The sequence below is a fragment of the Oceanisphaera marina genome, assembly GCF_014643915.1.
In the GTDB taxonomy this organism is placed as follows: domain Bacteria; phylum Pseudomonadota; class Gammaproteobacteria; order Enterobacterales; family Aeromonadaceae; genus Oceanimonas; species Oceanimonas marina.
The window spans coordinates 103203-119518 of record NZ_BMKE01000002.1 but is presented as its reverse complement, the minus strand read 5'-3'; the positions used below and the strand labels follow the sequence as shown (position 1 = coordinate 119518).

At 53.7% G+C, this 16316-nt stretch carries 19 protein-coding genes; 12 read left to right on the top strand and 7 right to left on the bottom strand.

Translation table 11 applies throughout. The features are described from left to right. Positions 1-22: 22 nt before the first annotated feature. Positions 23-949 carry a ketopantoate reductase family protein gene (locus IEW52_RS01870; protein WP_188628376.1) on the bottom strand — a complete coding sequence of 309 codons (927 nt, stop codon included), beginning with the start codon at positions 947-949 and terminating at the stop codon, positions 23-25. Positions 950-1078: 129 nt separating this feature from the next. Between IEW52_RS01870 and IEW52_RS01865 the strand changes: the two genes are divergently transcribed. Beyond that, a complete protein-coding gene (locus tag IEW52_RS01865; protein ID WP_188628375.1) occupies positions 1079-1561 on the top strand; it encodes a YajQ family cyclic di-GMP-binding protein in 483 nt (160 codons plus the stop codon). A gap of 253 nt (positions 1562-1814) precedes the next feature. Here the strand turns inward: IEW52_RS01865 and IEW52_RS01860 are convergent, their stop codons facing one another. Genes IEW52_RS01860 through IEW52_RS01845 form a run of 4 tightly spaced genes read right to left on the bottom strand, consistent with a single transcriptional unit; the run spans position 1815 to position 5508 of the window. After that, a complete protein-coding gene (locus IEW52_RS01860; protein ID WP_188628467.1) occupies positions 1815-3230 on the bottom strand; it encodes an AmpG family muropeptide MFS transporter in 1416 nt (471 codons plus the stop codon). Further along, on the bottom strand, positions 3211-3780 hold the full coding sequence (locus IEW52_RS01855; protein WP_188628374.1) for a peptidylprolyl isomerase: 570 nt from the start codon (positions 3778-3780) through the stop codon (positions 3211-3213). The genes IEW52_RS01860 and IEW52_RS01855 overlap by 20 nt, the downstream gene beginning before the upstream one ends. Further along, positions 3777-4358, bottom strand: a complete 582-nt coding sequence (locus IEW52_RS01850; protein WP_188628373.1) for a YajG family lipoprotein — start codon at positions 4356-4358, stop codon at positions 3777-3779. The genes IEW52_RS01855 and IEW52_RS01850 overlap by 4 nt, the downstream gene beginning before the upstream one ends. Before the next feature lie 10 nt (positions 4359-4368). Beyond that, positions 4369-5508 carry a methyltransferase gene (locus IEW52_RS01845; RefSeq protein ID WP_188628372.1) on the bottom strand — a complete coding sequence of 380 codons (1140 nt, stop codon included), beginning with the start codon at positions 5506-5508 and terminating at the stop codon, positions 4369-4371. Positions 5509-5562: 54 nt separating this feature from the next. Between IEW52_RS01845 and IEW52_RS01840 the strand changes: the two genes are divergently transcribed. From IEW52_RS01840 to dinB, 11 genes are all read left to right on the top strand, one after another. Beyond that, a complete protein-coding gene (locus IEW52_RS01840; RefSeq protein WP_188628371.1) occupies positions 5563-6147 on the top strand; it encodes an alpha-ketoglutarate-dependent dioxygenase AlkB family protein in 585 nt (194 codons plus the stop codon). Positions 6148-6223: 76 nt separating this feature from the next. Further along, positions 6224-6541, top strand: a complete 318-nt coding sequence (locus tag IEW52_RS01835; RefSeq protein WP_188628370.1) for a BolA family protein — start codon at positions 6224-6226, stop codon at positions 6539-6541. A gap of 355 nt (positions 6542-6896) precedes the next feature. Next, positions 6897-8240: a Na(+)-translocating NADH-quinone reductase subunit A gene (locus tag IEW52_RS01830; RefSeq protein ID WP_188628466.1), complete on the top strand. Its 1344-nt coding sequence runs from the start codon at positions 6897-6899 to the stop codon at positions 8238-8240. 3 nt (positions 8241-8243) lie between these two features. Further along, positions 8244-9482: an NADH:ubiquinone reductase (Na(+)-transporting) subunit B gene (locus tag IEW52_RS01825; RefSeq protein WP_188628369.1), complete on the top strand. Its 1239-nt coding sequence runs from the start codon at positions 8244-8246 to the stop codon at positions 9480-9482. Then, positions 9475-10245 (top strand): Na(+)-translocating NADH-quinone reductase subunit C, encoded by a 771-nt coding sequence (locus IEW52_RS01820; protein WP_188628368.1) that lies wholly within the window; start codon positions 9475-9477, stop codon positions 10243-10245. The genes IEW52_RS01825 and IEW52_RS01820 overlap by 8 nt, the downstream gene beginning before the upstream one ends. After that, positions 10238-10870, top strand: coding sequence for an NADH:ubiquinone reductase (Na(+)-transporting) subunit D (locus IEW52_RS01815; RefSeq protein WP_188628367.1), 633 nt, complete (start codon positions 10238-10240; stop codon positions 10868-10870). The genes IEW52_RS01820 and IEW52_RS01815 overlap by 8 nt, the downstream gene beginning before the upstream one ends. A 3-nt stretch (positions 10871-10873) precedes the next feature. Next, positions 10874-11470: an NADH:ubiquinone reductase (Na(+)-transporting) subunit E gene (gene nqrE / locus IEW52_RS01810; protein ID WP_188628366.1), complete on the top strand. Its 597-nt coding sequence runs from the start codon at positions 10874-10876 to the stop codon at positions 11468-11470. Between the two features lie 25 nt (positions 11471-11495). Beyond that, entirely contained in the window at positions 11496-12719 is a 1224-nt protein-coding gene (gene nqrF, locus IEW52_RS01805; protein ID WP_188628365.1) for an NADH:ubiquinone reductase (Na(+)-transporting) subunit F, read from the top strand. Positions 12720-12725: 6 nt separating this feature from the next. Beyond that, complete coding sequence (locus IEW52_RS01800; RefSeq protein ID WP_188628364.1) at positions 12726-13772, top strand: FAD:protein FMN transferase; 1047 nt, start codon at positions 12726-12728, stop codon at positions 13770-13772. A 1-nt stretch (position 13773) separates the two neighbouring features. After that, positions 13774-13998: a (Na+)-NQR maturation NqrM gene (gene nqrM / locus IEW52_RS01795; protein WP_188628363.1), complete on the top strand. Its 225-nt coding sequence runs from the start codon at positions 13774-13776 to the stop codon at positions 13996-13998. 89 nt (positions 13999-14087) lie between these two features. After that, complete coding sequence (gene dinB / locus IEW52_RS01790; protein ID WP_188628362.1) at positions 14088-15143, top strand: DNA polymerase IV; 1056 nt, start codon at positions 14088-14090, stop codon at positions 15141-15143. A 60-nt stretch (positions 15144-15203) separates the two neighbouring features. Here the strand turns inward: dinB and IEW52_RS01785 are convergent, their stop codons facing one another. Together IEW52_RS01785 and IEW52_RS01780 are read right to left on the bottom strand one after the other, a co-directional pair. Continuing rightward, positions 15204-15422 carry a hypothetical protein gene (locus IEW52_RS01785; protein ID WP_188628361.1) on the bottom strand — a complete coding sequence of 73 codons (219 nt, stop codon included), beginning with the start codon at positions 15420-15422 and terminating at the stop codon, positions 15204-15206. A gap of 376 nt (positions 15423-15798) precedes the next feature. After that, positions 15799-16161 carry a hypothetical protein gene (locus tag IEW52_RS01780; protein ID WP_188628360.1) on the bottom strand — a complete coding sequence of 121 codons (363 nt, stop codon included), beginning with the start codon at positions 16159-16161 and terminating at the stop codon, positions 15799-15801. Positions 16162-16316 lie beyond the last annotated feature (155 nt).

Genomic DNA, 16316 nt, shown 5'->3' with positions numbered 1-16316 from the left:
TTATTATCTGCTCAAGTCCAGCCTAGTGCTGCATCCGTTGTGCCGGTTTTGCTGTGCCGCTTTTACGCTCGATTTCCTGGTAAAGCTGGCTGCATACGGGGACCGGTTGATTGCCGGCGTTTGCCAGAATATAGCCGCTGATATATTCGTTTTCAGTGGGGCGGCCGTGGGCCAGATCCTGATGCATGGACGAGTGGTTGCTGGAGGTGAGCTCGATCACCTGCTGCAAGCGACGACGGAAAGCATCTTGTGTTTCCGCCTTATCGCCGTCCAGCCGAGACATCACCTGATACACTTCTTCACTTAACTGCTCCAGCACATCGGCAAAGCGCGGCTCGAGCAATTGGCCGTTGGTGATGTTATTGCAGGCGGTTAGCGGATTGATCACGGCATTGATGGCCAGTTTGCGACGCTGGTGCAGTGCTATGTCGTCACTCCATTCGGCATGACCCAGGGCTTTTTCCAGCGGTTTGACCAAGTGGCTCCAGGTTTTTGCGGCGTCATTCAATGGCCCCAGCCAGGTTTCTCCTTTGCCGGTATGACGCACCAGCCAGTCCCGCTCTTTTATGGCGCCATGGCTGCTGACACCTGCCAGTAATGGGTTGTTGGGAAACAGTGCCTGTACTTTTTCGGCCACGCCCAGCCCATTGTGTAACAGAATAATGGGCGTACTGGCGGGTAAATGGCGTAACTCTTTTAATGCATCAACGACCTGGTAGGCTTTGGTAAACACCAGCAGGCATTCCACGGTACGGGCATGCTCGGGAAAACGAGGCCGGCTCTGGATCAGTTGATGCGCCCCGGTGAGGGTGATCAGCTCCAGGCTGGGATGAAAATGGCCACGATGACGTTCCGATAACATCAAGGCGACGCTTTCTCCTCGTTGGCGTAACAGGCCCGTCATTACACAACCCAGAGCACCGGCTCCAAGAATGGTCCATTCCATCATCACTCTATCCCCTGAACTTTGTTATTATGTCTGTAAAGTTTAAGCCTATACGTTAACTGTGAAATTTCACGGGTGCCAGCGTATTATTTTATCGCTGTCGGTTAATAAAACCGTTTTAAAGGAGCCAGTATGCCGTCTTTTGATATTGTGTCTGAAGTTGAAATGAATGAAGTACGTAATGCGGTTGAGAATGCCAACCGCGAACTGGATACCCGTTTCGATTTTCGTGGGGTGGAAGCCAGCTTTGAGCTGAAAGACGAGAAAGTGAAACTGAGTGCCGATGCCGAGTTTCAGCTGCAGCAGATGCGGGACATACTGCGGGGGTCCTTGATCAAGCGCGGTATCGACACCAAGGTGCTGGATCCGGGCAGTATAGTCCGCTCGGGCAAGCGCCATATTCAGGAGTTGGGCTTCAAGCAGGGGATCGACAGCGCGCTGGCCAAGACGCTGGTCAAGAAGATCAAGGACAGTAAAATCAAGGTTCAGGCGTCCATTCAGGGAGAGCAGCTGCGGGTGACCGGCAAGAAGCGCGATGATCTGCAGCAAGTGATGGCGCTGATGCGCCAGGAAGACCAGGAACAGCCGCTGCAGTTCAACAACTTCCGCGACTAATTCGAAACCCCGTGAGGAGTGGGGCGTAAAGGGTGAAGGGTTAAACCTGAACCTTTAAAGACCGAGATTAAAGACTTCCTTGCCACGGAATCCACTGACGAAGAGCGATAAAGCGGTGAAGAGTTAAGGCTAAGAGCACGCTCCTTAACTCTTCACCAGTGCTTGTCTTACAGTCTTACCAGAATATGTTTTGATGTTAGCCTTTATTTTTCCGTGGGTTCCGTGGCAAAAATAGCCCCAGGTTTGAGTGTGCTTATTTTATGTTGTCCCCTTCCCCCTTCACATTTGACGCTGTTTTTCCTACTTTTCTGATCAGCCATAACACCGGCAGGCCGATGGCGGCGGTGCCGATGAAGAAGGGAGCATAGCCAAATGCATCTACCGCTATGCCGGAAAACCCCGCCAGAAATTTGGGCAACAGCAGCATCACAGAGCTGAACAGCGCGTACTGGGTGGCAGAAAAAGCCACATTGGTCAGGCTGGACAGATAAGTAATAAAGGCCGCGGTGGCAATGCCGGCACTCAGATTATCCAAGGAAATAATCAGGGTCAGCAAACGCACATCGGGGCCAAACTGGGTCATCAGGGCAAACATCAGGTTGGTGCCCGCGGCCAACACGGCGCCCAGCATCAAGATGCGCAAGGTGCCGAATCGACTGACCAGAATACCGCCCAACGCCGCCCCTACCAGCGTCATCACCACGCCATAGACCTTGGTGACGGTGGCAATTTGTGACTTGCTGAACCCCATGTCCACATAAAAGGGGTTGGCCATCACCCCCATCACCACGTCCGAGATGCGATAGCAGGCAATCAACGCCAGAATAATCAGCGCTTGTTTACCAAAACGATGAAAAAACTCGGCAAAGGGCGCCACCACGGCACTGCGCATAAATGCTGCCACACTGGCCAGCAAACGAGGATATCCCTGATCGATAAGCTGCTGACGATGTTCGGCCTGTGCACTTGCTTGCTGGCGCAGATCGACATCAGGTTCATGCAGCAACAGACAGGTAACCACGCCCACCAGCATCAAGCCCGCCATGCATAAATAGGCTGTTTGCCAACCCACAGGATCGTAACCCAAATCGGATCCGGCCCAGGCGGCAATAGCCAGCGCACCGGCACCCGCCATGATCATGGCCAGCCGGTAGCCGGTCATATAGGCGGCGGCCAGCGCACCTTGCAGACGTTCAGGAGCCGCTTCTATTCGATAGGCATCAATCACGATATCCTGGGTTGCCGAGGCAAAGGCCACTGCCAGCGCGAACAGCGCCAAGTTGACGATTTGGGTGTTGGGTTCGGAGTAGGCCATGCCAACCAGCGCTGCCATGATGATCAGCTGTGAAAACATCATCCAGCTGCGCCGCCGGCCCATCAGTCGAGACAGACCCGGCAAGGGCAGGCGGTCGACCAGAGGCGACCATAGCCATTTTACGCCATAGGCCAGCGCCACCCAGCTGAAAAAACCGATGCTGGTACGGCTGATGCCGGCTTCGCGCAGCCAGAAAGACAGGGTGCCAAACACCAGTAATATCGGCAAGCCGGATGAAAATCCCAGGGCAAACAGGGTCAACACCCGGCGCTCGGCATACAGGGCCAGTAGCTGAGACCAGCTGCGCTTAGGCTCGTTGGCGGTTTCTGACACCTTAGTGGTTGGCCTGGGCATCATTCAGGCGACGAACCTGCTGTAACACTATGTCTTGCTCGGGTACGTCTCGTGCGCGCAGTTTCAGGTTCATGCCGGTATCTACCCTGGCCATTTTTTCCAGTACGTCATCACCTGCAATCACCTTGCCGAATACCGTATAACCGGCCTTGCGACCGCCGTTAAGCGACTGGTTGTCGTTGAGGTTGATATAAAACTGGCGGGTGGCACTGTTCGGATCCTGGGTGCGGGCCATGGCGATGGTGCCGGTCAGGTTATCCAGGCCGTTGTTGGATTCGTTGACCACCGGGCTGTAGGTGGGCAGGCTTTGGTAATCGGTATCAAAACCGCCGCCCTGCACCACAAACCCCGGGATCAGGCGATGAAAAATACTGCCATCGTAACTGCCGTCATCCACATAACGTAAAAAATTGGCCACGGTGGCCGGGGCCGCTGTGTCGTTCAGCTCGACTTCGAGGGTGCCCATGTTGGTGACCAGCTCGACTCTTGGGCCAGCCAGGGCCGCGGTGGCGGCCATTAATCCGGCAAGCAGGATAAAACAGCGCTTCATGATTGGCCACCGATAAACTGTTGCACATCGGCGTCAGACAACATGTCTTTGACCATCAGGCTCAGTTGCTCGTTCAAGACGTCTTTTACCTTGTCCAGCTCCGGGTGCAGGCGACCAGGAAACTCCGTCTGGGCACTGCGGCGATATTGCTTGGTAATGGTGCGGCCGTCGCGCTTGAGTATCAGCTGCATGCGCAGTTGCTGGACCACGTCGTAGCTGATGTGACCCCGGATCACCCGGGCCAGCACGTCCTGCAGTTCCAGCGTAACCTGAGTGGGTGCGCCGTTTTCAACAAAGGCACCCTGGTTGCTAAAGCCCTGGGCTAGTGCCTGCTCCATTTGTACCTTTAAATTGTTGCTGGCACCCACCACAACCGGCGCCTTGTTGTTCTGTTCAATCTGGATCACATAGTCGTTTTTGCGGCTGTCCTGGCTGTTTAACGCCAGGGTCTGGCCACGATAAACACCGCCTTTGGCATCCACGGTGGGAGCCACATCAACGGCAATGGGGTAGTAGCTGGCGCAGGCGGTCAGGCTCAGGGCCAGTATGGCGGTCATTAACCATTTAACAGGGTTCATAATAGCTTCCTTAAGAGGTTTTAATGGCTTTGAGAATAACGAATTTATGATTAGATGCCACCACCGTTTGATTACCGAACAGTCGCTTTAACTTGATATGGTAATCAAGATGGCGATTGGCCACCACCCACAACTCGCCGCCAGCGCTCAGCACGCGCTTGGCATCCACAAACATTTGCCACGCGATATGATCGGTGATGGCCTGTTGCTGATGAAAAGGCGGGTTGCACAGGATTAACTCGGCACTGTTAACGGCGACGTCATCAAGACAGTTATTGACCACAAAGTTCGCTCGGGCGGTGTCTGATGGTAAATTATGGCTGATCGTCTGTTTGGCGCTGGCAATGGCCATGTAAGACTCATCCATAAAGGTGACGGTGGCGTCCGGGTTTTGCGCCAGGGCCATCAGGCCCAGCACACCGTTGCCACAGCCGAGGTCCACTATGTGCCCGGAGCGGTTGCCTGGCAAGTGTTCCAGCATAAAGCGGGCACCTATGTCGAGGTTGGCACGGGAGAACACATTGGCATGATTGTAAATATTGAAATCTGTGCCTTCAAGCGGCCAGGCCAGAGGCGCGGGCAGGTCGCTTGCAGGTTTGTTTTCAGCACGTTTGCTAAACACCAGTCGTGCTTTTTTCCAAGCCAGACTGGTGCGAGTGTCGCCAATATAGCGTTCGAACAACTTGAGGGTTGAACCGTGAATATCCTTGGCTTTGGCGGCGGCAATAAACAGCGTGTCGGGGCCCATGATCTGGCTCAGATAGGCCAGCTGATATTCCAGCATGGCATTGGTTCTGGGTAGCTTCATCAGGACCAGGCCCGGTGTCTGTTCAGTCCAGGGCGTCAGGCTGGTCAGTGATTGACCGGTTAAGTCCAGCTGATTATCTTGCGCGTTGGCGGCCAGGGCCAGTTCGCTGATGCGAGAATCGTTGATGCTGATGGGCTGATGGTGATGCAGTGCCAGGGTGAGGGCACCAAAGGCATCGTTTAAAATCAGCAGCGGGGCGTCAGTGTCCCAAGTCTGATTGTCTAGCTCGTTGATCAGATATTCATCGGCCGCTTCCCATGCTTGCAGGCCATGTTGGGCTGAGCGAGGGTAACGGCGCAGCAGTAGTTCACCGCCTTGAGGCAGGGGGAAATGGTGATTCATGACGATTTACTCAAGAGAAAAAAGTATTTTAACAGTTAATAGAGGAAAAGCAGCATGCAGCTATGGTCTGATGCTCCGCAGTGGCTGGCGCTGAATCAGGGACGCCTGCTGTGGTGGCCTGATGCGTTTGCTGCCCAGGCCGATATCTGGCAAACACGGTTGGCTGCCGAAATCCCCTGGCAGCAGCACCGGCTGACCCTGTTTGGTCGTGAACATGATGAACCACGGCTCTCCTGCTGGATGGGGGAGCTGAGCTATCGCTATTCGGGAAAAACCAGGCTACCCGAGCCCTGGCATCCGCTGGTGCGCGATATTGCCCGCCGGGTCGAGGCCATCTGCGAACAGTCATTCAATGGCGTGTTACTTAATTTATATCGCCACGGCCAGGACAGCATGGGCTGGCACGCGGACAATGAAGCAGCGCTTGGCGTTAACCCCATGATTGCCTCGGTAAGCTTGGGGGCCAGCCGGCGTTTCGTATTGCGCCATGCAAGCGGCGAGCGCAAGGAAATACAGTTAAATCATGGCAGCCTGTTGGTGATGGCCGGCGAAATGCAGCATCATTGGCAGCATGCATTGCCGAAAATGGCGGCCAGCGAGGGATCGCGCATTAACCTGACTTTTCGTGCGCTGCTATAAAAATAACCGGTTGGCGATGAAATGCGCTCAAGGCTAGCTCGGTCTTCACTCATTGATATCTACCCAGGAGTAAATTATGTCGATACAGGCTCAAATCGAGCAGAAAGTGCAAGCGGCGCTGGCACCCACGCACCTGGAAGTGGTTAACGAAAGTTATATGCATCGCGTGCTACCCGGCTCCGAAACCCACTTTAAACTGGTGGTGGTCAGCGAGCAGTTTGAGGGCCAGCGACCGCTGGCACGACACAGAAAAATAAATGCCCTGCTGGCCGACGAGCTGGCCGGTGAGGTGCACGCCCTGGCATTGCACACCCTGACACCTGTCGAATGGCAAGCCCGTAACGGCGTGCTCGACAGTCCGGCCTGTCGCGGTCAGGGCGGCGTGACGGGGTAACCTGTTTTACTGTCGCATCAGTGTCGCACTGATGGTGCTCTGTGGTAGGTCATTAGTTCTCCATATGGGACTAAAGGCTGATAAGTAACCAAATATCATGGCCTTATTCTTGCTTGGTTGTTGTTTGTACAACATGTTTTTATGCAAAGAGGTGGTAAATGTTGGTAATTGCCATGGCAGCCACCGCGTTAAAAGTGCTAACATTATGCGCCTTTAATTTCGGGCTGGATGTTACCGGACTGTGGTCAGGCTGTTGTTGACATGATAGTGGACAGACCGGTAGCGACTCATCAGCATGTTGTCATGTCTGGCATGGCAAGTACCTGTCTTCCCCTAACAAGTAGTGCAAGTGAGTATGATTACAATTAAAAAAGGACTGGACCTCCCGATTAGCGGGGCCCCAGAGCAAGTAATCTACGATGGTCCTGCCATCAAGCGCGTTGCTACGCTGGGTGAGGAGTTTGTGGGCATGCGCCCTACCATGCACGTCAAGGTAGAGGATCGTGTCAAAAAAGGTCAGGTTATCTTCGTAGACAAGAAGAATCCTGGCGTTAAATTCACAGCTCCCGCCGCCGGTACCGTGGTTGAAATCAACCGTGGTGCCAAGCGCGTACTGCAATCAGTAGTAATTGCGGTTGATGACAGCGAAGATCAGATTACTTTTTCGAAATACGCTTCTGCTGAACTCTCTAAACTGGAACTTGATACCGTTCGCGAACAGCTGGTTGAATCCGGCCTGTGGACGGCGCTGCGCACACGCCCCTTCAGCAAGGTGCCGGCTATCGATTCCACGCCAAGCTCCATCTTTGTGACTGCCATGGACTCCAATCCGCTGAGCGCCAATGCCGAACTGATCATCAAGGAACATGCCCAGGCATTTACCGATGGTCTGCAGGTGTTAAGCCGGCTGACCGAAGGCCAGGTACACGTATGTAAGGGTGAAGGCAGCCTACCTCAGGCTCAGGCTGGCAATATAAAAGAACACGTCTTTACCGGCGTGCATCCAGCAGGCCTGCCCGGCACTCACATTCACTTCATCGACCCTATCGTGGCCGGCAAGGTGGTGTGGTACATCAACTACCAGGATGTGATTGCGTTCGGCAAGCTGTTCACCACGGGTGAGCTGTTTACCGACCGTGTCGTCGCCCTGGGTGGTCCCGTGGTGCAAAAGCCTCGTTTGCTGCGTACTCGTATTGGTGCATCGTTAGATACACTGACGGCCGGTGAGCTGCAAGACGGTGAAAGCCGCGTTATTTCCGGCTCTGTACTCTATGGTACTGCGGCAAGCGGCCCCCATGCTTATCTGGGTCGTTATCACCTGCAGGTGTCGGTACTGGCCGAAGGTCGTGAAAAAGAATTTCTGGGTTGGCTGGCGCCAGGTGCCAACAAGTTCTCGGTCACTCGTGCCTATCTCAGTCACCTGACCAAGGGTAAGTTGTTTGACCTGACTACCACCACTAATGGTTCAGCTCGGGCCATGGTACCCATTGGTAACTACGAGCGCATTATGCCGCTTGATATTCTGCCGACTCTGCTACTGCGTGACCTGCTGTCTAACGATACCGAAAGTGCCCAAACCATGGGCTGCATGGAGCTGGATGAAGAAGATCTGGCGTTGTGTACTTATGTGTGTCCGGGCAAGTACGATTATGGCAAGGCTCTACGTCGGTGTCTGACCACGATTGAGCTAGAGGGCTAAGTTATGAGCTTGAAACACACTCTGGAAAAGCTCGAGCACCATTTCGAGCCGGGCGGAAAATACGAAAAGTTTTACGCCTTGTATGAAGCCGTAGCAACCGTGCTCTATACCCCGGGCATGGTGACACGCAATGCCTCTCATGTGCGCGACAGTATCGATTTGAAGCGCATCATGATCATGGTATGGATGGCGACCTTTCCGGCCATGTTCTTCGGTATGTACAACTCTGGCGGGCAAACCATCAATGCCCTGATGAACATGTACAGCCCGGCAGATCTGGCTGCGGTTATCGATGGTAACTGGCGTTATGGCCTGGCACAGACGCTAGGGGCAACCCTGGGCGAAGGTGCGGGTTGGGGCAGCAAGATGCTGCTGGGCGCAACTTACTTCCTGCCTATCTACCTGACGGTATTCATCGTGGGCGGTTTCTGGGAAGTGCTGTTTGCTACCGTGCGCAAGCATGAAGTGAACGAAGGTTTCTTCGTGACTTCCGTACTGTTCGCACTGATAGTGCCGGCTACGCTGCCATTATGGCAGGCGGCGCTGGGTATCACCTTCGGTGTGGTCATGGCCAAGGAAATTTTTGGCGGTACCGGTAAAAACTTCCTGAACCCTGCTCTGGCCGGTCGTGCTTTCCTGTTCTTTGCTTACCCGGCCGAGATTTCAGGTGACACCGTATGGACCGCCGTTGACGGCTTCTCTGGTGCGACCGCTCTGGGCCAGTGGGCCTCAGGTGGTCAGGCTGCGTTAATGGATGCCAACTCAGGTTCTCTTATCAGCTGGATGGACGCCTTTATCGGTAACATTCAGGGCTCGATAGGTGAAGTATCTACTCTGGCGATTCTGATTGGCGGCCTGTTCATTATTTATATGGGCATCGCTTCCTGGCGTATCGTAGTGGGCGTGATGCTGGGCATGATTGCCACCGCAACGCTGTTCAACTTCATCGGTTCCGATACCAACGCCATGTTCAGCATGCCTTGGCATTGGCATCTGGTGCTGGGTGGTTTTGCCTTCGGCATGATGTTTATGGCAACCGACCCCGTGTCTGCCTCCTTTACCAATAAAGGTAAATGGTGGTATGGCGCACTGATCGGCGTCATGGTGGTCTTGATTCGTGTGGTCAACCCCGCCTTCCCCGAGGGCATGATGCTGGCTATCTTGTTCGCCAACCTGTTCGCTCCCTTGTTTGACCACTTTGTGGTTCAGGCTAACATCAAACGGAGACTGGCTCGTGGCTAAGAAAGAATCTGTCGGCAGAACATTTGCCGTAATCGGCGTGCTATGTCTGGTGTGTTCGGTCGTGGTATCTGGTGCAGCCGTGCTGCTCAAACCGACTCAACAACGCAACCAGGCACTGGACGTACAAACCAATATCGTTTCCGTCGCCGGCCTTGGCCGTGAAGACGTAGCCGAAACCTATGACCGCTTCATTGAAGCGCGCCTGCTGGACCTGACCACCGACGAGTTTACGGACAAGCCGGTACAGGGCTATAACCAGCGTGTTGCTGCCAAAGAACCGGACTCGAGCATCAAGCTGGACCCCAGCGAAGATCCATCGGGTATTCGTCGTCGCGCCAATCTGGTGCCGGTCTACATGGCCAAAGACGAAGCCGGTAACCTGGACAGCATCATTCTGCCCATTCATGGTCAGGGCCTGTGGTCCACCATGTATGCCTTCGTAGCGGTTGCGCCCGATGGTAATACCATCAAGGGCATTACCTACTACGAGCAGGGTGAAACTCCCGGATTGGGTGGTGAAGTGGAAAACCCTAACTGGCGCGCCCAGTTTGTGGGCAAGAAGCTGTTTGACGAAAATGGTAAGCCTGCCTTCAAAGTCGTGAAAGGCGGTGCACCTGCCGATGCGCCTTCGAGTGTCGATGGCCTGTCGGGTGCCACCTTAACTTCTAATGGTGTGCAACATACCTTTGAATTCTGGTTCGGCGAACAGGGTTTCGGTCCTTTCCTGGCCAAGGTTCGTAAAGGAGAGCTGAACAATGGCTGATAAAGCTGAAATGAAAAAGGTTCTGTTCGGTCCCATCATAGGTAACAACCCTATCGCCTTGCAGGTGCTGGGCATTTGTTCTGCCTTGGCGGTGACTTCGCAGATGCAGACTGCCTTCGTAATGTCGTTGGCCGTTATTGCGGTAACCGCATTTTCCAACCTGTTTATCTCGCTGGTACGGAATCAGATCCCCAACTCGGTGCGAATTATCGCGCAGATGGCCATTATTGCCTCGCTGGTAATCGTGGTGGATCAGATCCTGAAAGCCTACGCCTACGAGATCTCCAAGCAGCTGTCGGTATTCGTTGGTCTGATCATCACCAACTGTATCGTAATGGGCCGTGCCGAAGCTTACGCCATGAAGAGTCCGCCCATGATGTCATTCCTGGATGGTATTGGTAACGGCATGGGTTATGGCCTGATCTTGCTGATTGTGGCAACCATCCGTGAACTCTTCGGTTCCGGTACCTGGTTTGGTATCGAAATTCTGCCGTTGGTGAAAAATGGTGGGTGGTATCAGGCCAACGGTCTGCTGCTGTTGCCTCCAAGTGCCTTCTTTATTATCGGTGGCATTATCTGGGTGTTGCGTACCATGCGCCCAGAACAGGTAGAGGCGAAGGAGTAAGAGATGGAACATTATATAAGTTTGTTTGTTCGTGCCGTCTTTATCGAAAATCTGGCGCTGGCTTTCTTCCTGGGCATGTGTACCTTTCTGGCGGTGTCCAAGAAGGTCAAGACCTCGTTTGGTCTGGGTGTAGCTGTGGTGGTGGTACTGACTATTTCAGTACCGGTCAACAACCTGATCTACAACTTCATCCTCAAAGACGGTGCCATGGTGGAAGGGGTTGATCTGAGCTTTTTGAACTTCATTACCTTTATCGGGGTAATTGCGGCTCTGGTTCAGATCCTCGAGATGCTGCTGGACAAGTTTTTTCCTGCACTGTACAACGCGCTGGGTATTTTCCTGCCGTTGATTACCGTGAACTGCGCCATCTTTGGTGGTGTATCTTTCATGGTGCAGCGGGACTACAACTTTGGCGAGTCCATCGTATACGGCTTTGGCTCCGGTATTGGCTGGATGCTGGCAATTGTATTGCTGGCCGGTCTGCGTGAGAAAATGAAGTATTCAGACGTACCTAACGGTTTGCGTGGCTTGGGCATTACCTTTGTCTCTGCCGGCCTGATGGCACTTGGCTTCATGTCTTTCTCTGGCATATCCCTGTAACCCGGTGATAGAAAAGGAATAATCGATGGAAATCATTCTAGGCGTGGTCATGTTCACCGTGATCGTGCTGGTCCTGGTAGGCATTATCCTGTTTGCCAAGTCCAAGCTGGTCGCGGAAGGGGATGTGACTATCAGCATCAACGACGATCCCGAGAAGGCGATTACCACAGGTGCCAGCGGTAAGCTGCTGGGTGCCTTGGCTGCCAACGGTATCTTCGTCTCTTCTGCCTGTGGTGGCGGCGGTACCTGTGGTCAGTGCCGTGTGCGGATTCTGGAAGGGGGCGGTGAAATACTGCCTACCGAACTGGATCATATCTCCAAGGGCGAAGCGCGCCATGGCGAGCGTCTGTCTTGTCAGGTTAACGTCAAGCAGGACATGAAAATTGAACTGCCGGAAGAAGTGTTTGGCATCAAGAAGTGGGATTGCGAAGTTATCTCTAACGATAGCAAAGCGACCTTCATCAAAGAGCTGAAGCTGCAAATTCCTAACGGCGAAAGCGTACCTTTCCGTGCCGGTGGTTATATTCAGATTGAAGCGCCACCGCACCACGTACAGTACAAAGATTTTGATGTGCCCGAGGAATACCGCGAAGATTGGGACAAGTTCAAAATCTTCGAGTTGGAGTCAAAGGTAGACGAGGAAACCATCCGCGCCTACTCCATGGCCAACTATCCGGAAGAAGAAGGCATCATCATGCTTAACGTGCGGATTGCAACACCACCGCCACGTAACTGGAGCGCGCCTCCGGGCAAGATGTCTTCCTACATCTGGTCGCTGAAGCCGGGTGACAAGGCGACTATTTCCGGTCCTTTCGGTGAGTTTTTTGCCAAGGATACCGACGCGGAAATGGTGTTTGTCGGCGGTGGTGCCGGTATGGCGCCAATGCGTTCGCACATTTTTGACCAGCTCAAGCGGTTGAACTCCAAGCGCAAGATCAGCTTCTGGTACGGTGCTCGTTCACGTCGCGAAATGTTCTATGTAGAAGATTTCGACGGTCTGCAGGAGCAGTGCGATAACTTCCAGTGGCATGTGGCTTTGAGTGACGCAACGCCGGAAGATGAATGGACCGGCTATACCGGCTTTATCCATAACGTCTTGTACGAAAACTATCTGAAGGATCACGAAGCGCCTGAAGATTGTGAGTACTATATGTGTGGACCACCGGTGATGAACGCTGCGGTCATCAATATGCTCAAAGAGTTGGGCGTAGAAGAAGAAAACATTCTGCTGGATGACTTTGGTGGTTAACCCCTGATGAGTTCTTATATAACTAAATGGCTGGCCCCACTGGGGCTGGCCTTTTTATTGGTCGCGTGCAAACCGGCCGACACCAAGGCGCCCCTGGTTTCCCCGGAACAACATCTGACCGGTAATACCATGGGCACTTATTATTCCATTAAAATCACTGATATTGACGAGGCCAGGGCGCAAGCGCTGCAGCAGGAAATTGACCGTCGTCTGGAATTGGTGAACGACCAGATGTCGACTTATCGTCATGACTCCGAGCTGAGCCGCTTCAATCAGTTTGCCGAGGCCGGGCGGTTTGAGGTGTCTGCCGATACGGCCAAAGTGGTCACGGCTGCTCTGAAGCTGGGCCAATTGACCGAGGGCAAGCTGGATGTCACCGTGGGCCCACTGGTGAATCTATGGGGTTTTGGCCCGGATGCCAGACCGATTCGGATCCCGAGCGAGCAGCAGTTAAGCCAGGTGAAAGCGCGTACCGGACTGGAATTTTTGAGTGTGGAGTACGATGTTGCAGGCGCTTATCTGCACAAGCAGAATCCCGAGCTGTATGTCGACCTGTCGTCCATTGCCAAAGGGTTTGGTGTGGACATGGTGGCAGAATATCTGTCGTCACAGGGGCTGAGCGATTATCTGGTGGAAATTGGCGGTGAGCTGCGCCTGAGTGGTGTAAATGGTCATGGAAAGCCCTGGACGGTGGCAGTGGAAAAACCGGGTAATGGCACCGGCTCCGTACAGCAGGTGGTGGTAGCGGGCAACAACGCCGTGGCCACCTCGGGTGATTATCGCAATTACTACGAGCTGGACGGGCGACGCTTGTCCCATACCATAGATCCCACCACGGGCCAGCCCATCACGCACGCCCTGGCATCGGTGACAGTCATCCATCCCTCCTGTATGATTGCAGACGGATTAGCCACTGCGCTAACCGTGATGGGGCCGGAGCAAGCCCTTGCCTTTGCCGAGCAACACGAGCTGGCGGTGTATCTGCTGACCAAAACGGAAGATGGCTTTAGAGTAGATATGACCAGTGCCTTCAAGAAGTATTCAAGAGGTTGATATGCTGTATTTTCTGGTAACGTTTGCGGTCTTTGCCCTGGTTATTTTTGCGATGGCGATTGGCTATATCATTCAGCGCAAGACCATTGCCGGATCCTGTGGCGGTCTGGGCGGTGTGGGCATCGAAAAAGCCTGCGATTGCCCGGACCCTTGTGCCAGCCGCAAGAAGAAGCTCGCCAAGGAAGAAGCCCGTCGTCAGATGCTGGGTGAAAACCGCATAATTTAACACCCCAGGGATTGGTGATTAGGGATTGGTGATTAGGGGCGCTGTTTTCCATTCCCGAGTCCCTATTCCCTAATCCCCGCATTGCCGTTATGCGAAAAATCATTCATGTCGACATGGACTGCTTTTATGCCGCGGTGGAAATGCGCGCTCACCCCGAGTGGCGTGATATTCCCATGGCCATCGGCGGCAGTGCCAGCCGACGGGGCGTGATTGCCACCTGTAATTATCCCGCTCGTGCCTTTGGCATTCACTCGGCCATGTCCAGTCACCAAGCGCTACAGCGCTGCCCTCATTTATTGCTGATATCGGGCAACATGGCTGCCTACAAGGCGGTATCGCAGCAAATACGCGAGATTTTCCATCGTTATACCCACCTGGTTGAACCCCTTTCTCTGGATGAAGCCTACCTGGATGTGACCGACAGCCCCTGGTTTGCCGGCAGTGCCACCCGTATCGCCGAGCATATTCGCCGCACCATCAGCGACGAGCTGCAGCTGACCGCCTCTGCTGGTGTCGCGCCTAACAAGTTTCTTGCCAAAATTGCCTCCGATGAAAACAAACCTGATGGCCTGTTTGTGCTGCCGCCCTCGGCGGTTGCCGATTTTGTACGTGAATTGCCGCTGACCAAGCTGCCCGGCGTCGGCAGCAAGACGGCACAAAAGCTGTCCGCAATAGGCTTGACCCATTGCGGACAGTTGGCCGAGGTAGGGGAGGCCGAGCTGGTGCGTCGTTTTGGCAAGTTTGGCGGTGCCTTGTGGCTGCGCGCCCAAGGCATTGATGAGCGAGAAGTACAGCCCCATCGTATCCGAAAGTCCGTTGGCGTGGAAACCACGCTGATCACCGATATTCAGCGGGTCGAGCAAGGCATAGAGGTATTGTCGGGGTTATGGCCAGAGCTGATAAAAAGGCTCAATGGCAGAGCGATCAAGGGGTTGTGTATCAAGCTCAAGTTCGATGACTTTACCCAGACGACGCTTTCTCGCCGCTGCAGCCTACCTGATGCCAGCTTGGCCGAGCAACTGTGTGCCGAGGCGTGGCACCGCGCCAACGGGCGAAGCGTACGGCTGGTTGGGGTCAGCGTAGAGCTGGATCATTATTCAGAGGATAAAGCCGCTCAAAGCGAACAGCTGAGTTTTGGTTGGTGATCCGCTCATGCTTTAGCAGCGTGAATATTACAAGGTCGGCCTGTAAAAATGCGTGTGAAGTTAAAGCACAGGCCAGGTGTTGCGGTTTGTCTTGCGATCTACCCAGTGGGTTTGAGTCTTGTCTGCTGTTGCTTGTGATTCAAGCTGGCTTGTTTCATCACTGTTGGCGATGGCTTCCTTGCCCATAACTGCTGTTTTATCCGTAATCGGGTCGGCCGTAGCGGCACCTAAATAACCCGCGCTCAGTGCAAGAAACAGGGCAATTGAAGGGTTTTTCATGTTTGCTCCGTTATTCTTTTGCTGATGTTTAGGGTCTATTGACCTTTCGAGGTTAAGTTTTGTTCGAGTTAAACGCGTTTTTATCGCGGCGAGCGGGTTGTAGCCTAGTCATTCTAAGCAAAGCCCGCTCAACAAAGAGAAAAACGCGTTTAGCCGAACCCGAAGGGCAGCGCTTGTGGCGTCTTTCTACTGCGTTACCGCTTATTTATGGAGAGTCACTACACGGCATAAGCGCTGCCTTGTATAAAGACGCCACAAACTGCTGCAAAAATCATCTCGAAAGGTCAACAGACCCTGATTACCCTATCAGCTTATCTGGTAATATAAAACCCCTAAAATGTCAGGGTTAAACCCGCTGTTTCCAGGTTTTGTGCTGCTATTTCAGGTGATCCTCCTCCACAAACTGCCAGCCTTGATTGGCGGTGGGAGAAGCAGGCTGCATGGCAGGCGCTTCGCCAACGACGACGTTGTTATGAGAGCCCGTCTGGCCAACATTCACGTTTGAACCCGAGGATTCCAGGGCAGGATAGTCGCGTCCATCATCCGGGGTGGCCCTGACGGTGGCCGATGTTTCATGACGGCGATCATCCTGAATGCCGGGAGCCAGCTTGCGTGTTTCATCCAGCACTTCGCGACCAAAGTTGATAATGCCGCTGAAAATATTATCGGCCATGGCCGGAGCCGCCAACAGTGACAACAACAGGCAGGTATGGGCTGGTTTGAAAGAGAAGATTTTCATAACGGACACCTCGAGTAGGAATGGACAAAAGCATAAGCTAAAAAACGCCGTTTTAATACTCGATTTGCACGGCCCTGGTCGAGCGCTGACGTTGGAACTTCATCGTCCCCATTCCCCATTCCCCATTCCCCATTCCCCATTCCCCATTCCCCATT

Coding starts and splice junctions, on each gene's coding strand:
- IEW52_RS01870 (WP_188628376.1), bottom strand. CDS start 949: ATGATGGAATGGACCATTCTTGGAGCCGGTGCTCTGGGTTGTGTAATG.
- IEW52_RS01865 (WP_188628375.1), top strand. CDS start 1,079: ATGCCGTCTTTTGATATTGTGTCTGAAGTTGAAATGAATGAAGTACGT.
- IEW52_RS01860 (WP_188628467.1), bottom strand. CDS start 3,230: ATGCCCAGGCCAACCACTAAGGTGTCAGAAACCGCCAACGAGCCTAAG.
- IEW52_RS01855 (WP_188628374.1), bottom strand. CDS start 3,780: ATGAAGCGCTGTTTTATCCTGCTTGCCGGATTAATGGCCGCCACCGCG.
- IEW52_RS01850 (WP_188628373.1), bottom strand. CDS start 4,358: ATGAACCCTGTTAAATGGTTAATGACCGCCATACTGGCCCTGAGCCTG.
- IEW52_RS01845 (WP_188628372.1), bottom strand. CDS start 5,508: ATGAATCACCATTTCCCCCTGCCTCAAGGCGGTGAACTACTGCTGCGC.
- IEW52_RS01840 (WP_188628371.1), top strand. CDS start 5,563: ATGCAGCTATGGTCTGATGCTCCGCAGTGGCTGGCGCTGAATCAGGGA.
- IEW52_RS01835 (WP_188628370.1), top strand. CDS start 6,224: ATGTCGATACAGGCTCAAATCGAGCAGAAAGTGCAAGCGGCGCTGGCA.
- IEW52_RS01830 (WP_188628466.1), top strand. CDS start 6,897: ATGATTACAATTAAAAAAGGACTGGACCTCCCGATTAGCGGGGCCCCA.
- IEW52_RS01825 (WP_188628369.1), top strand. CDS start 8,244: ATGAGCTTGAAACACACTCTGGAAAAGCTCGAGCACCATTTCGAGCCG.
- IEW52_RS01815 (WP_188628367.1), top strand. CDS start 10,238: ATGGCTGATAAAGCTGAAATGAAAAAGGTTCTGTTCGGTCCCATCATA.
- nqrE (WP_188628366.1), top strand. CDS start 10,874: ATGGAACATTATATAAGTTTGTTTGTTCGTGCCGTCTTTATCGAAAAT.
- nqrF (WP_188628365.1), top strand. CDS start 11,496: ATGGAAATCATTCTAGGCGTGGTCATGTTCACCGTGATCGTGCTGGTC.
- IEW52_RS01800 (WP_188628364.1), top strand. CDS start 12,726: ATGAGTTCTTATATAACTAAATGGCTGGCCCCACTGGGGCTGGCCTTT.
- nqrM (WP_188628363.1), top strand. CDS start 13,774: ATGCTGTATTTTCTGGTAACGTTTGCGGTCTTTGCCCTGGTTATTTTT.
- dinB (WP_188628362.1), top strand. CDS start 14,088: ATGCGAAAAATCATTCATGTCGACATGGACTGCTTTTATGCCGCGGTG.
- IEW52_RS01785 (WP_188628361.1), bottom strand. CDS start 15,422: ATGAAAAACCCTTCAATTGCCCTGTTTCTTGCACTGAGCGCGGGTTAT.
- IEW52_RS01780 (WP_188628360.1), bottom strand. CDS start 16,161: ATGAAAATCTTCTCTTTCAAACCAGCCCATACCTGCCTGTTGTTGTCA.